General features: G+C 72.6%; 12 protein-coding genes. 6 read left to right on the forward strand and 6 right to left on the reverse strand.

Annotated elements, in window-relative coordinates; translation table 11 throughout:
- Positions 1 to 116: 116 nt before the first annotated feature.
- Together FB470_RS11520 and FB470_RS11525 are read left to right on the forward strand one after the other, a co-directional pair.
- A complete protein-coding gene (locus tag FB470_RS11520) occupies positions 117 to 809 on the forward strand; it encodes an ABC transporter ATP-binding protein (RefSeq protein WP_306990951.1) in 693 nt (230 codons plus the stop codon).
- Entirely contained in the window at positions 806 to 3,025 is a 2,220-nt protein-coding gene (locus FB470_RS11525; RefSeq protein ID WP_306990953.1) for an FtsX-like permease family protein, read from the forward strand. Before FB470_RS11520 ends, FB470_RS11525 begins: the two co-directional genes overlap by 4 nt.
- A gap of 40 nt (positions 3,026 to 3,065) precedes the next feature.
- On the opposite strand, the gene trmB is transcribed toward FB470_RS11525, so the two are convergent.
- The 4 genes from trmB to FB470_RS11545 all read right to left on the reverse strand — a co-directional run bounded on the left by trmB (position 3,066) and on the right by FB470_RS11545 (position 6,301).
- The gene (trmB, locus tag FB470_RS11530) at positions 3,066 to 3,764 is read right to left on the reverse strand and encodes a tRNA (guanosine(46)-N7)-methyltransferase TrmB (RefSeq protein ID WP_306990955.1); all 699 of its coding nucleotides are present in this window, start codon (positions 3,762 to 3,764) and stop codon (positions 3,066 to 3,068) included.
- Between the two features lie 18 nt (positions 3,765 to 3,782).
- Positions 3,783 to 4,340, reverse strand: a complete 558-nt coding sequence (locus FB470_RS11535; protein ID WP_370876461.1) for a hypothetical protein — start codon at positions 4,338 to 4,340, stop codon at positions 3,783 to 3,785.
- A gap of 240 nt (positions 4,341 to 4,580) precedes the next feature.
- Positions 4,581 to 5,354: an ABC transporter permease gene (locus FB470_RS11540; protein WP_306990959.1), complete on the reverse strand. Its 774-nt coding sequence runs from the start codon at positions 5,352 to 5,354 to the stop codon at positions 4,581 to 4,583.
- A 14-nt stretch (positions 5,355 to 5,368) separates the two neighbouring features.
- Complete coding sequence (locus FB470_RS11545; RefSeq protein ID WP_306990960.1) at positions 5,369 to 6,301, reverse strand: ABC transporter ATP-binding protein; 933 nt, start codon at positions 6,299 to 6,301, stop codon at positions 5,369 to 5,371.
- A gap of 218 nt (positions 6,302 to 6,519) precedes the next feature.
- On the opposite strand from FB470_RS11545, the gene FB470_RS11550 reads away from it, so the two are divergent.
- Complete coding sequence (locus tag FB470_RS11550) at positions 6,520 to 7,428, forward strand: SDR family oxidoreductase (protein WP_306990963.1); 909 nt, start codon at positions 6,520 to 6,522, stop codon at positions 7,426 to 7,428.
- Positions 7,429 to 8,005: 577 nt separating this feature from the next.
- On the opposite strand, the gene FB470_RS11555 is transcribed toward FB470_RS11550, so the two are convergent.
- On the reverse strand, positions 8,006 to 8,659 hold the full coding sequence (locus FB470_RS11555) for a response regulator (RefSeq protein ID WP_306990965.1): 654 nt from the start codon (positions 8,657 to 8,659) through the stop codon (positions 8,006 to 8,008).
- Entirely contained in the window at positions 8,656 to 9,813 is a 1,158-nt protein-coding gene (locus FB470_RS11560; protein WP_442320540.1) for a sensor histidine kinase, read from the reverse strand. Before FB470_RS11560 ends, FB470_RS11555 begins: the two co-directional genes overlap by 4 nt.
- A gap of 147 nt (positions 9,814 to 9,960) precedes the next feature.
- On the opposite strand from FB470_RS11560, the gene FB470_RS11565 reads away from it, so the two are divergent.
- From FB470_RS11565 to FB470_RS11575, 3 genes are read left to right on the forward strand one after another with little or no spacing between them, the layout of a single operon-like run.
- Positions 9,961 to 11,499, forward strand: coding sequence for a dynamin family protein (locus tag FB470_RS11565; RefSeq protein WP_306990967.1), 1,539 nt, complete (start codon positions 9,961 to 9,963; stop codon positions 11,497 to 11,499).
- Positions 11,500 to 11,515: 16 nt separating this feature from the next.
- Positions 11,516 to 11,992, forward strand: coding sequence for a nucleotide exchange factor GrpE (locus tag FB470_RS11570; protein WP_306990969.1), 477 nt, complete (start codon positions 11,516 to 11,518; stop codon positions 11,990 to 11,992).
- 9 nt (positions 11,993 to 12,001) lie between these two features.
- On the forward strand, positions 12,002 to 13,837 hold the full coding sequence (locus FB470_RS11575) for a dynamin family protein (protein WP_306990971.1): 1,836 nt from the start codon (positions 12,002 to 12,004) through the stop codon (positions 13,835 to 13,837).
- Positions 13,838 to 13,919: the final 82 nt, after the last annotated feature.

A 13,919-nucleotide genomic window follows, 5' to 3' on the forward strand; every position in this document is an offset into this window, starting at 1 on the left:
TTCCGCTGCACGCGCACCTTGGCCGCCCGGCCACCCCGGATCGGCCGATCGGCCGATCCGGACACCCCGTCCGAGCTGTGAACCTGCTGTGCGGGAACACCGAAAGGGGAACGTTCATGACTCCACAGGGGAGTGTCGTGCTGGCCGGGCGGGGGCTCGTCAAGCGCTACGGCGAGCAGGTGGCGCTGGCCGGCGTGGACATCGACATCCACGCCGGGGAGGCGCTGGCCGTCGTCGGACCGTCCGGTTCGGGCAAGACGTCGCTGCTGCACGTGCTGGCCGGGATCCTGCGACCGGACGGTGGTGAGATCACCCTCGACGGGCAGCGCATCGAGCAGCTGTCCGAGACCAGGCGCAGCGAGCTGCGGCGCACCGAGTTCGGTTTCGTGTTCCAGCAGGGGATGCTGGTGGCCGAGCTGTCCGCCGAGGAGAACGTCGCGCTGCCGATGCTGCTCGGCGGAGCGCGCCGGAAGGAGGCCGTCGGCGCCGCGCGGGAGTGGCTGGGACGGCTCGGCCTGCGGGGCCGGGAGGGGGCCCGGCCGGGTGAGCTGTCGGGTGGCCAGGCGCAGCGGGTCGCTATCGCCCGAGCGCTCACGCACCGGCCGAAGGTCATCTTCGCCGACGAGCCGACCGGCGCGCTGGACACCCGCACCGGCAAGGACACCATGGACTCCCTGCTGGTCGCGGCGTCGGACGCGGGCGCCGCGGTGGTCATCGTGACGCACGACGTGGAGCTGGCCGCTTCGCTCCCGCGCACGGTCACCATCCGGGACGGGCGGATCGCGGAGCAGGTGGGGGTGCTGTCGTGATCCCGGTCGAACTGGCGGTCAAGGTGCTGCGGGCCGACCGCCGCACCCGGACCGCCACCCTGCTCACCGCGGTGGGGGTCGCGGTGGCCACGGGCCTGGTGCTCCTGCTGCTGAGCCTGCCCTACGCCACGCAGGCAAGGGCCGAGCGCTCGGTGTGGCAGAAGCAGTACGGCAACGACAGCGGCGGCGGCACGCCCACCCTCTCCATCGCGACGAGCACCGACTTCACCGGCGGCCGCCAGATCGACCGCGTCGACGTCGCCGCGCTGGCCGGCGGGGTCGCGTTGCCCGCCGGCGTGCCGAAGTTGCCCGCGCCCGGTGAGGTCCTGGTGTCGCCGGAGCTGTACCAGGCCATCAACCGCCTCCCGGCGTCCCAGCTGGCCGACCGGTTGCCGGGACGGATCGTGGGCACGCTCGGCGAGGACGCGCTGCGGTACCCGGACCAGATGGTGGCCCTGGTCGGGCACAGCCCGGAGACCATGCCGTCCAGCGCGACCGAGCGCGCCGGGTTCCTGCCGCCGTCCCAGGCGCAGGTGGACGGGCTGCTGACCCTGCTGGCCGGGGTCGGGGTCGTGGTGCTGCTGGTGCCGAGCCTGGTGCTGGTCGCGTCGTCGGCGCGGCTCATCGCGGCGCGCCGGGAGCGGCGGCTGGCGGCGCTGCGCCTGGCCGGTGCGACGCCGGGCCAGGTCGTCGCGATCACCGCGGCGGAGACCGGGATCGCGGCGGTCGCCGGTGCCCTGCTCGGCTGGGCGGCGGGCCCGCTGCTGTGGGCGCTCGCCCGCCTCGTGCCGTGGGACGGCGGGACGTGGCTCGCCGGGGACTTCCGGGTGCCGGCCGCGCTCACCGTGGCCACGCTGGTCGCGGTGCCGGTGCTGGTCGTGCTGGCGGCCGTGCTCGGGTTGCGGCGGGTGGTGCGCAACCCGGTGGGTGCGGTCGTGGAGCACACGCCGAAGCCGTTGCGCTGGTGGCGGCTCCTCTCGTTGCCGGCGACCGCCGTGTTCTTCTTCGTCGCGATCGAGAAGGGGCACGACGTCAACCTGGTGCTGCTGGGCCTGGCGCTGATGATCGTCTCAGCCATGCTGGTCGGCCCGTACGTGACCGCGGTGATCGGCGGGTTGTTCGTGAGCCGCTGGCGCAAGCCGGCGACGCTGCTGGCCGGGCGGCGGCTGCGCAACGACCCGCGCGGCGCCTACCGGGCCTCCGCGGGCGTCGTGCTCGCGGTGTTCACCGGGTCGATGGCGCTGACGCTGATGCCCAGCTTGGAGGCGATGACCGGGGGTGGCGGGACCTACCGCGACTCGGTGCTGTCGGTCGACGCCTCCGGCCAGGAGGCCGCGGCGATCGCCGGCCGGGCCAACGCCACGCTCGCGCGCTACAACCTGCCGGCCCGTGCCGTCTCGATGCCCGAGGTGATCCTGAAGTCGGTCAACGGGTCCAGCTACCCGGGTGTGGTCGTGTCCTGCACCGACGCGGTGCAGCTGTTCCGCGTGCAGGCCAGTTGCGACGGGCCGGGGGTGTACCACACCAACGACCTCGAGCTCGGCGGCTTCCAGGTGGCCGGGTCCTACGACGCGCCGGGGGTTCCGTTCGCGCCCGGCACCGCGGTGAAGCCGGTCTTCCGGACCGACGACGACGGGTACGTCCCGCTGCTGGTCGACCCGGCGGTGCTGCCGGCCGGGATCACGCCCGAGTACGGCCGGGTCGCCGTCGACACGACACCGGCCGACGCGGAGGTGGTGCGGACCGCGCTGGTCGGGGCCGCCGGGGGCGAGCGGGTGTTCAGCCGCGACGTGTACCTGACCGAGCAGCGCAACCAGCTGGACGACCTGCGCCGGGTCACCGTCATCGGGGTGACGGTCGCGGCCGTGCTGGCGGGGTGCAGCGCGGCGATCGCGACCGCCGGATCGGTGATGGACCGGCGCCGCACGTTCGGGGCGCTGATGGCGGCGGGCACGCCGACGCGGGTGCTGTCGCGGGCGCTGCGGATGGAGGCCGCGCTGCCCGCGCTGGTCGCCACCATCGGATCGGGGGTGCTGGGAATGATCGCGGGGCTCGGCTTGTTCTCGATCATCCAGGAATCCCGGGACGCCCCGGCGGTGATCAGCCCGTGGCTGGCGGCGCCGGTGGTGCTGGGGCTCGCGGTGGCCGTGCTCGCGGCGTCGGCCTGCACGCCCGCCCTGAACCGGGTGCGCGCCGAACCGCTCGCGGACGAGTGAGCCGCACCGGCCGCCCTTTCGTCGGGGGAGGGGCGGCCGGTCAGCCCCGGCGTTCGAAGATCAGGTCGCGGCTGACGCGGCCCTCCTGGTCGGCCCGCTGCTCGAACTTCGTCACCGGACGCCAGCCCGGGCGCGGCGCCCAGTCGTCGAAGCGGTTGCGCAGCGCGGGCTCGGCCGAGCACACCTCGAGCATCTGCTCGGCGTAGTGCTCCCAGTCGGTGGCCAGGTGCAGGATCCCGCCCGGCGCGAGCCGTGACGCGACGAGCGCGACGAACTCCGGCTGGACGAGCCGCCGCTTGTGGTGGCGCTTCTTCGGCCACGGGTCCGGGAAGAAGATCCGCACCCCGGACAGCGAATCCGGCTCGATGTGCTCCTTCAGGGCGATCACCGCGTCCCCGTGGAGCAGCCTCAGGTTCTCCAGGCCGAGCCGCTCGGCGCGCAGCATGAGCTGCCCGAGGCCCGCCTCGTACACCTCGACGGCGACGTAGTTGACCTCCGGCTCGGCTGCGGCCAATTGCGCGGTCGTCTCACCCATGCCGGAGCCGATCTCCAGCAGCACCGGAGCCTTGCGGCCGAACCACTCCGCGAAGTCGATCGGACCGGGTGGCAGCTCGGCGACCGTGCGCCCGAGGTCCGCCCACTGGCGCTCCCAGGCCCGCTGCTGGCCGACGGTCATCCGGCCGCCACGCTGCACGTAGCTGACGACGCTGCGCAGCCGGGGTTGGTGCTCGCTCTCCACCCGCCCAAATTAGCTGGCCTAGCGGACCGCCTCGAACTCCCCCAACCGGGAACGCAGCCCGCCGACCCCGGCGACCGCGATCGGTGCGGGTGTGGTGCCCGTGTGCGCCGGCAGCACGTCGATCCACCCGTCGTGCCGGCTCGTGTTCAGGATCGTGGTCGGGATCTTGTGCCCGGAGCGCCCGTTCTCCGACGGCATGAACTCCCAGTACCCGGACTCGCCGTCGGCGGCCCACGGCACGTACTCCCAGCCGGGTCGGCGGGACAGCAGCTGGGCCACGCGGTCTTCGATCCGGAAACCGGACTCCCGCGAGTCGAGCCTGCCCTCGGCGAGGGCGCGCAGCCACCACGGGGCCGGGATCATCTCGACACGGGCGCTCACGGCGCGGAACAACGCCAGCACCTCACGCTCGCGACCGCGGTGGATCCAGGCGTGCCGGATCTCGGACGGCCGGGTCGCCGTCGCGACGATCCGCGGCAACTCCACGGCCTGCGACCACTCGAGCGCGTCGAGCGGTTCCAGTGCGGGGGGATGCGCCGCGGTGCGCGAAGAGCCGATGCCTCGACCGAAATCCACCGTCAAGGGTCACCTCCGTGGAGTCGCCTGACGTGGTATCTCCAGAATGCCTGGTCAGAAGTGGTGCGTCCGCTTCCTGTGAGCCCAACCACAGTACCTTTACGCGCTATTAACCCGGGGGTTGTAACCGCATCACCCGGTGACGGCGAAAGGCCCGGGCCACCCCCCGAATTCGGTGGCCCGGGCCGTTCATCTCCCCGTGGCTCCGGTCCCCACCGGAGCCTTCCTGTGGTGGTCTGCTCAGGCGTCGCGCTTGCGGGCGACGCCGATCGCGATGGCCAGCAGGGCGACGGCGACCGCCGCGAAGTAGGCCAGCGACCAGCCCTGCGACAGCACGGCGGTGGACATCGGTGCGCCCGCGTCGGCGTTGCGGCCCATGTTCGACAGCCCGTCGCCGGTGAGGAACTTGTTGGCGACGTTGAACGGCAGCCACTGGTAGATGTCGTCCCCGATGCTCGGGATGAGCCGGACCAGGTCCTCCACGGCCAGCGCGTAGATCAGCAGCAGCGCGATGGCGCCGGCGCTGTGGCGGAGCAGGATGCCCACGGCCACCGCGATCACCGCGGCCAGCGCGTAGACGGCCCCGACACCGGCCACGTTGATCCAGTCGGCGCCGCTGTCGAGCGCCAGGTCCGCCTGCGGCTTGAGCACGTTGGCCAGCCCCCACGAGCCGAACGCGCTCAGTTCGCCGATGACCAGCGCGACCAGCGCGACCACGGTCGTCTTCGCGACCAGTACGGCGGCGCGGTTGGGCACCGCCTGGAAGGTCGTGCGGATCGTGCCGAAGCGGTACTCGGTGGTGACCGCGAGCGCGGCCAGCACCATGATCACGGCCATGCCGAAGCTGTAACCGAACTGCGTCGAACCGACGGTGGCGGTGAATTCGCCGTTGTCGTCCGCGTTGCCGACGATCAGCGCCGAGAACCCGATCGTGACGGCCAGCGCGACCAGGGCGCACCACCACGGCGAGCGGGTGGTGAAGAGCTTCATCCGTTCCACGGCGAGCAAAGTCATGGTGTGCCTCTCCCCTAGTTCGCCGGCTCGAGCGCGTGCCGGGCCTCGGCCTCGATGCCGGTGTGGTACTCCACGGAGTCACCCGTGATCTGCATGAACGCCTGCTCCAGCGAACCCGTCTGCGGGCTCAGCTCGTGCAGCACGATGCCGTTGCCTGCGGCCAGCTCGCCGATCTTCGCGCTGTCCAAACCGGACACCAGGATGCCGTCGTCGGTGTCGGTGGCGCTGTCGGCGGGCAGCAGCGCGCGCAGCCGGTCCAGCTGCGGGCTGCGCACCTTGACCGTGTTCTCGCTGGCGCGGGCCACGAATTCCTTGGTGCTGCTCTGCGAGATCAGCCTGCCCTTGCCGATGACCACGAGGTTGGAGGCGGTCAGCGCCATCTCCGACAGCAGGTGGCTGGAGACGAACACGGTGCGGCCCTCGTCGGCGAGGCGGTGCATGAACTTGCGGATCCAGAGGATGCCCTCGGGGTCCAGCCCGTTGACCGGCTCGTCGAACAGCAGCACCTCGGGGTCGCCGAGCAGGGCGGCGGCGATGCCCAGCCGCTGCGACATGCCCAGCGAGAACCCGCCCGCGCGCTTGCCCGCGACGCTGGTCAGGCCGACGATCTCGAGCACCTCGTCCACGCGGCGCATCGGGATGTGGTTGGACTTCGCCATCCACGCCAGGTGTGCCCGCGCCGAGCGGTTCGGGTGCACCCACTTGGCGTCGAGCAGCGCGCCGACCGTCCGGAGTGGATTCTTCAGCTCGGTGTAGCGCTTGCCGCCGATCGTCACCCGGCCGCTCGTCGGGTTGTCCAGGCCCAGGATCATCCGCATGGTGGTCGATTTGCCCGCACCGTTCGGGCCGAGGAAACCGGTCACCTCACCCGGGGCGACGTCGAATGACAGATCGTTGACGGCGAGCGTTTTTCCGTAGTGTTTGGTGAGGCCCCGTGCCTCTATCATGGTTGCTCCCCTGCTGGTCAAAGCCTGTTGTTTCCCCGTGCGGCTCTCATGCTGACCGATCGGGGTACGCGAGCGCGTCATCCTGTGGTTCGAACTTCCCACCCGACTGCGGTAGTAGCCTCCCGCGAATTCCGTGCGCGCGGGATCGGTGATGACCCTGAATCGCCCCTGAGCTTCGGCGCCCGGTTTTGTCGGGGTCGGGCGTTATCGTCCCGGTCATGGCTGCGAAGACGGCGCTCGTGACGGGCGCGACCAGGGGGTGCGGCCGCGCGATCGCGGTCGAGCTGGGGCGGACCGGCGCCACGGTGTACGTCACGGGGCGTACGACGCGAGGGTCGGCCTCGCCGATGAAACGGGTGGAGACGATCGAGGAGACGGCCGAACTGGTCGACGCGGCGGGTGGCCGGGGCGTGCCGGTGCGCTGCGACTTCACGTCGGTGGCGGAGGTGGACGCGCTGCGGGCCCGCGTCGCGGAGGAGGCCGGCGGGCTCGACGTGCTGGTCGACGACGTGTGGGGCGGCGATCCGTTCGTCGACTTCGAGCGGCCGTACTGGGAGTCCAGCCTGGACGATGCGCTGCACCTGGTGCACAACGCGCTGGACACGCACCTGATCGCGCTGCACCGGCTGCTGCCGCTGCTTGTGGGGCGGCCGGGCGGGATAGTGATCGAGGTGACCGACGGCGACGACGACGAGTACGTGGGCGCGGGCATTCCGTACTACCTGGCGAAGTGCGGGGTGCGGGCGCTCGGCCGGGCGCTGGGGGCCGAGCTGGCGGCGAAGGGGTGCGTCGGGCTCGCGGTGACCCCGGGGTTCCTGCGTTCGGAGGCGATGCTGGACCTGTTCGGCGTGACGGAGCAGACCTGGCGCGACGCGGTCACCGGCGACGGCGGCCCGGACTTCGCGATCTCCGAGACGCCCTACTACCTGGCCCGCGGCGTGGCGGCGCTGGTGGGTGATCCCGAGGTGGCGCGCTTCGCCGGCCGGACGCTCGCCTCGTGGACGCTCATGCACGAGTACGGCTTCACCGACGTGGACGGTTCCCGCCCCGACTGGGGTCGCTGGTACGCCGAGGTCCACAAAGCGGGCCAGAACCCGGCGGACGTGGACCCGGCGCCCTACCGCTGACGCCCGACCGGGAACCGCACGAAGCGGGCGAGCCGCAGTCGCGCCCGCCTGCTGGAGCACGCCCGACCGCACCGGCCAGACCGACCGCCGGCCCGGGGCAGCTCGCCGGTCGCGCCGGGCGCTCCGCCATGGGGGCCGCGGCCCTGGTCCGGGGGGTCCGCCGGGCGGGTTCGCTGCGTCAGGCGCTCCGCCATGGGCCCGGCCCTGGTCCGAGGGCCCACCCGACCGGTTCGCGTTCGCTTGCTGGAGCACGCCCGACCGCACCGGCCGGACCGACCGCCGGCCCGGGGCAGCTCGCCGGTCGCGTCAGACCCTCCGCCATGGGGCCGCGGTCCTGGTCCGGGGGTCCGCCGGGCGGGTTCGCGTTCGCCCGCTGGCGCACGCCTGACCGCACCGGCCAGACCGACCGCCGGGCCGGATCAGCCAACCGGTCGCGTCAGCCCCTCCGCCATGGGGCCGCGGATCTGGTTCGAGGGACCGCCGGGCGGGTTCGCGTTCGCCTGCTGGTGGCCTGGTCGGAAGGCGCCCGCCGTTCCCGGCCACGTCGCGCTGGACCCCGTGGGCCGGGCGGTGCCCGTCAGGCCAGCCCGGGCCGGATCAGCCCCGTCTCGTAGGCCAGCACCACCGCCTGCACGCGGTCCCGCAGCCCGAGTTTCGCCAGGATCCGGCCCACGTGCGTCTTCACCGTCGCTTCGGAGAGGAACAGCTTGTCGGCGATTTCCACATTGGACAGACCCTTCGCGATGAGGACCAGCACTTCGCGCTCCCGCTCGGTCAGCACGTCCAGCTCGGCCTCGTCCCGCAGTGGTCCGCCGCCGCCGACGAACCGGTCCAGCAGCCGCCGCGTCACCGAGGGCGACACCACCGCGTCCCCCGAGGCGACGGACCGCAACGCCGACACCAGGTGGTCCGGCGGCGTGTCCTTCAGCAGGAACCCGCTCGCCCCGTTCTGCAGCGCCGCGTACACGTACTCGTCCAGGTCGAACGTCGTCATCACCAGCACCCGCGACGTCGCCGCCTCGACGATCTGCTTGGTCGCCTCGACGCCGTCCATCACCGGCATCCGCACGTCCATCAGCACGACGTCCGGCCGCAGCTCCGCGGCCAGCGCCACCGCGTCCGCCCCGTTCCCCGCCTCGCCGGCCAGGTCGATGTCCTCCTGCGCGCCCAGCACCATGCGGAACCCGACCCGCATCAGCTCCTGGTCGTCGACCACCACCACGCGGATCACGGGTCGAGCCTCACCGGGAAGCTCGCGTGCACCCGCCAGCCCCCACCGGGTTGCGGCCCGACCTGCAGGACTCCACCGAACAGGTGCGCCCGCTCGCGCATCCCGATCACCCCGTTGCCTCCCGGCAGGTCCGGCTCGGGCACCAGTGCCCGCGCCTTGCCCGCCCCGTCGTCCACGATCTCCACGTCCACCAGGTTCTCAGTCCGCCGCACCCGCACCCGTGCCCGCGCCCCCCGGCCGGCGTGCTTGAGCGTGTTGGTCAGCGACTCCTGCACGATCCGGTACACCCCGAGCGACACCCCGGCCGGCAGCCCGCTCAGTTCTCCGTCGAGCGACAGCTCCACCGGCAGCCCCGCCGACCGCACCCGGTCGGCCAGCTCCGCGAGCGAGTCCGCCGTCGGCTGCGGGATGCGCGGCTCGCCGGTCCCCTCTTCGCCGCGCAGCACCTGCAGCAGCCGCCGCAGCTCGGCGAGCGCCTGGCGGCCGGTGTCCGAGATCGTCCGCACCGCGCGCTCGGCCAGCTCCGGGTTCGACTTCAGCGCGTAGGACGCCCCGTCGGCCTGCACCACGATCACGCTCACCGCGTGTGCGACCACGTCGTGCAGCTCCCGCGCGATCCGCCCGCGCTCCTCGGCCACCGCGATCCGTCCGGCCTGGTCGCGCTCGGTCTCCAGCAGGTGCAGCCGCGCCTCCAACTCGGACTGGTACGCCCGCCGCGCCCCGACGAACTCGCCGAGCACCCAGCACAGCGCGAAGACCAGGCCGATGAAGATCAGCGTGATCCAGCCCCCCGGCGCCCAGCCCGCCCACATCTGGAGCAGGCTGACCACGAACTGGGCCAGCAGGTACAGCAGCGCCTGCCGCCGTCCGACGTAGACGACCGCGGTGTAGAGCGCGACGCAGCTCGCCGTCGCGCTGCCGATCCCCAGCTGCAGCGCGCTGTGCGGCACGGTCAGCACGAGGATCACGTAGGCCATGACCAGCGGGTACTTCCGCCGGAACGCGACCGGGGCCAGCATCGCGACGTCCAGCGGGAGCGCGACGTACCAGTGCGGCCCGTTCTCCTGGCTCGTGCGCGCGACCAGGATCGCCAGGTCCATGAGCAGCAGCAACAGCGCGAGCAGGACGTCCCCGACCATCGGGTGCGCCCGCATCCACAAGCTCAGTCGCCGCACGCCGTTCACCCTAAGTCGGCGCCGGCCCACTCCGCGTCATCCCGAGGTATCACCGCACGTGGGACCTCGGGCCGAGCTTCATGGCAGGATTCGGGGCACAACCGCAGGGCACCGGGAGGGGGCGACGTGACGGCGACGACGGATCAGGGCCGCCTGGCCGGTCCGCTGTCGGTGTCGGTGGCCAACCTCTGCCGCCGTCTCCAGCCGCAGGTGTCGGCCCGCACCGCCGCCGGGTTCGCCGAGGTGCTGCGCCGCCTGGGCGCGCCGCTGCAGGTCGCCGTCGCCGGGCGCATCAAGTCCGGCAAGTCCACCCTGGTCAACGCCCTGATCGGGCGGCGGGTCGCGCCGACCGACGTCGGCGAGTGCACCCGTCTGGTGACCCGGTTCCAGTACGGCACGGTCGACCGCATCGAGGTCGTGTTCGACGGTGGTCACAAGCAGGTGCTGCCGTTCGCGCCGGACGGGTCGATCCCGGCCGAACTGGGCGTGGACATCAGCAAGGTCTCGCACATCGAGGCGTACCTGACCAGCGCGGTGCTGCAGGACATGACCGTGATCGACACCCCGGGCCTCGGTTCGCTCGACGCCGCATCGGTGTCGCGCACCGAGCAGCTGCTGGGCGCGGCCCAGACCGACGAGGGTGGCGACGAGCTCGACGAGACCTCGCGCAGCGCGGTCGCCGGCGCGGAAGCGGTGCTCTACGTCGTCACGCAGGGCGTGCGCGCCGACGACCAGCAGGCGCTCGCCGCGTTCACAGCGGCCACCGCGAGCCGCGAGGCGGGACCGGTCAACGCGATCGCCGTCCTGAACAAGGCCGACACCGTGCCGCCGGAGTCCGTCGAGGGTTCCGACGGCGACGTGTGGAAGGCCGCGTCGATCCTCGCCGAGAAGCAGGGCCTGCTGCTCAAGCCGCGGGTCGCCGACGTGCTGCCGGTGATCGGGCTGATCGCCGAGTCCGCCGAGTCGGGCAACTTCACCTCCGCCGACGCCGACGCGCTCCGCCAGCTGTCCGGTTTGGACGACGCCACGCTGGAGACCATGCTGGTGGCGGCCGACATCTTCACCAGCTGGGACTGCGAGGTCCCGGCGGGCACCCGGCTGCGGCTGCTGGAGAAACTCGACCTCTACGGCATCCGCCGCGCGATCGACGCGATCCGCGCCGACCGGACGATCACCGCGGGCGCCCTGCGCCGCCTGCTGCTCGCCGCCTCCGGGCTGGACGCCGTCCGCGCCCGGCTGAACACGGTCTTCGCCGCTCGCGCGGACGGCATCAAGGCGGCCGCGGCACTCGCGTCGATCACCGCGCTGGCCCACGCCTCCGGCGATCCGGCCGAACGGCAGCGCGTGCACGACGCGATCGAGGTGCTGCTCGCCAAGCCCGAGGCGCACCAGCTGCGCCTGCTGGAGGCGCTCACGCTCGTCGTCGCGGGTGCCGTGGACATGCCGGAGGACCTGGCCGAGGAGGTCCTGCGGGTCGGCAGCAACGCCGGCGTCGACGAGCAGCTCGGCCTGCCCGGCGCGTCCCGGCCCGAGCTGGCCGCGCACGCCCTGGAACGCGCCGGCTGGTGGCGGTCGTTCGCGTCCTTCGGCGCGACACCCGCGCAGAGCCGGGTCGCGCACGTGGTGCACCGGGCGTACTTCCTGATCTGGCAGCAGTTGCGATGACGGCGATCGGGCAGGGGTGAGGAACGTGCCGTCCTGGTTCCGGCGCAGGTCCGCCGACGACTCGCCGACCGGTCAGATCCCCGGCGCGCAACTGCGGAAAATCATCGACGAAGTCGAGGGAACCACAGCGGCGCAAGACCCGTCCAAGACCGATGTGAACCGTGTATCCGATCTGGCCGCGGCCGGCCCGGAAGCGCTGGACCAGGCGCGGGCCGACCGGCAGGAGCTGATCCAGCTCTGCCTCTACGCCCTGGACCGGGCGCGCAGCGGGGGCGTGGTCGAACGCCTGGAACAGGGGCTGGCCCGCGTCGGGGTGGTCGCGGTGCGCCCGGACGGGCAGCGGTTCGACCCGGCCGTGCACGAGGCCGGCGGGGCGGTGAAGACGGACGACCCGGCCCTGGACGGCGTGGTCGCCGAGACCGAGGTCGTCGGGTTCACCGACGGCGACCGCCTGCTGCGCGCGCCCGTCGTGACGGTCTACACGAAGCGCTAGGGTCCGCTCGTGACCGCTCCGCCGCTGTCGTCCCTGCCGAACCAGGTCAAGCAGGCACGCGACGCGCTGCTGACCCTGCTGCGCGACAACGACCCGAAGGCGGCGGCCTGGGTCGAGCAGGTGCGCCGCACCCGGCCGAAGAAGCCGCAGGTCGTGGTGGTCGGCGAGACCAACCGCGGGAAGAGTTCGCTGGTCAACGCCCTGCTCGCGACCCCGGGGCTGTCCCCGGTGGACGCCGACGTCGCCACAGCCGGCTACCTCGTCTTCGACCACGCCCCGGAGTGGGGCGCCCAGGCCTGCTACCCCGGTCAGCTCGCGCCGGTCGCGGTGCCGCTGCCCGAGCTGGTCCGCTGGGTCTCGGCCGCGCACGACCTGCCCGAGGGCCAGCTGCCGCCGCGCTACGTCGAGGTCACCGGCCCGGTCCCGCTGCTGGAACGGCTCTCGCTGGTCGACACCCCCGGGGTCGGGGGGCTCGACTCGATGCACGGCGAGCTGGCCGCCGAGGCGGCGGGCAACGCGACCGCGCTGCTGTTCGTCGTCGACGCCTCCGCCCCGTTCACCGCGGGTGAGCTGGAGTTCCTGCGCCGGGTCGGCGACCGCGTCGAGACCGTGGTGTTCGCCCTGTCCAAGACCGACGCCTTCCGCGGCTGGCGCGAAGTGCTGGAGGCCGACCGGCAACTGCTGGCCGAGCACGCGCCCCGGTTCGCCGACGCGGTGTTCCACCCGGTGTCGGCGCGCATGTTCGAGATGGCCGCGAAAGCGCCGAACGAGCAGGCCGCGGTGCTGCTGCGGGAGCGGTCCGGGGTGATCGAACTGCAGGCCGCGCTGCAGGAACTCGTGGTCGGCCGGTCGGCGATGCTCGGCGAGGCGAACACCCTGCGGGCCCTGTCCAGCGCGCTCGGCGAGGTGCACGCCGGGCTGCTCGCCGAGCAGCGCGCACTGTCCTCCGGTGAGGCCGAGGCCGAGCGGCTGCGCGAGCGGCGCGACGAGCTGGCGGCCGAGCGCAAGACGTCGACGCGCGGCTGGCAGCTCAAGCTGCGGGGAGAGATCCAGCGGGCCCGGGTCGACCTCGGGCACGAGACCAGCCGCCAGATCCGCGACGCCCAGTCCTACTTCCGCGCGCAGATCGACAACGCCAAGAAGGACCAGCTGGCCCAGCTGCCGCAGCAGGTGGACGCGGCGCTGCAGATGATCTCCCAGCGCGTCTCGGCGATCATGGCGCACCGGCTGAACCGGGTCACCGACATCGCGCTCGCCGACCTGTTCGCACCCGAGGAGCTGGACGTGATCCGCTCGCAGTTCCTGCGCGCGGGCGGCCCCCAGGTCGTGCTGCGGCCGCCGGACCGCAAACCGTCCACGCCCGAGGACAAACTGCTGATCTTCATGGGCATCTCCGGCGGGGTCGGCGCGGGCAAGATCGCCGCGCTGCCGCTGGCCGGGGTCGCCCTGCTCAACCCCGTGGTGCTGCCGGCGACCATCGTCGTGGGCCTGGGCGCGGGCTGGTGGATGGCCCGCACGCGGCGGCACGCGGCCGACAAGCAGCACCACAAGCAGTGGCTGGTCGAGTCGATCGCGGAGGCCCGGTCCATCCTCGACCAGCTGGTCGCCGAGCAGCTCATCGAGGCCGAGCAGCAGCTGTCGCTGGCGCTCGACGAGGCGCTGTCCCGCCGTATCGACGCGATCGAGACCGAGCTCAAACAGGTCGACAAATCGATCAAAATGGGTGCTCAGGAGCGTGCGAAGAACCTCGCCGCGGTGAACCGGCGGCTCAAGGAGGTCGGCGACGGCCGTGACCGGGCCGAGACCCTGCTCGGCCGCATTCGCACGCTGCGTGAGCAGGCGTGAGGGGTTCGGTTGTGCCGGGGAACCGAACCGGCCTAACGTGAGTCAAAGCTCGTGACTTCATCGGTGTGAGATTGGGGAGTTC

The organism is Amycolatopsis thermophila, assembly GCF_030814215.1.
In the GTDB taxonomy this organism is placed as follows: Bacteria; Actinomycetota; Actinomycetes; order Mycobacteriales; family Pseudonocardiaceae; genus Amycolatopsis_E; species Amycolatopsis_E thermophila.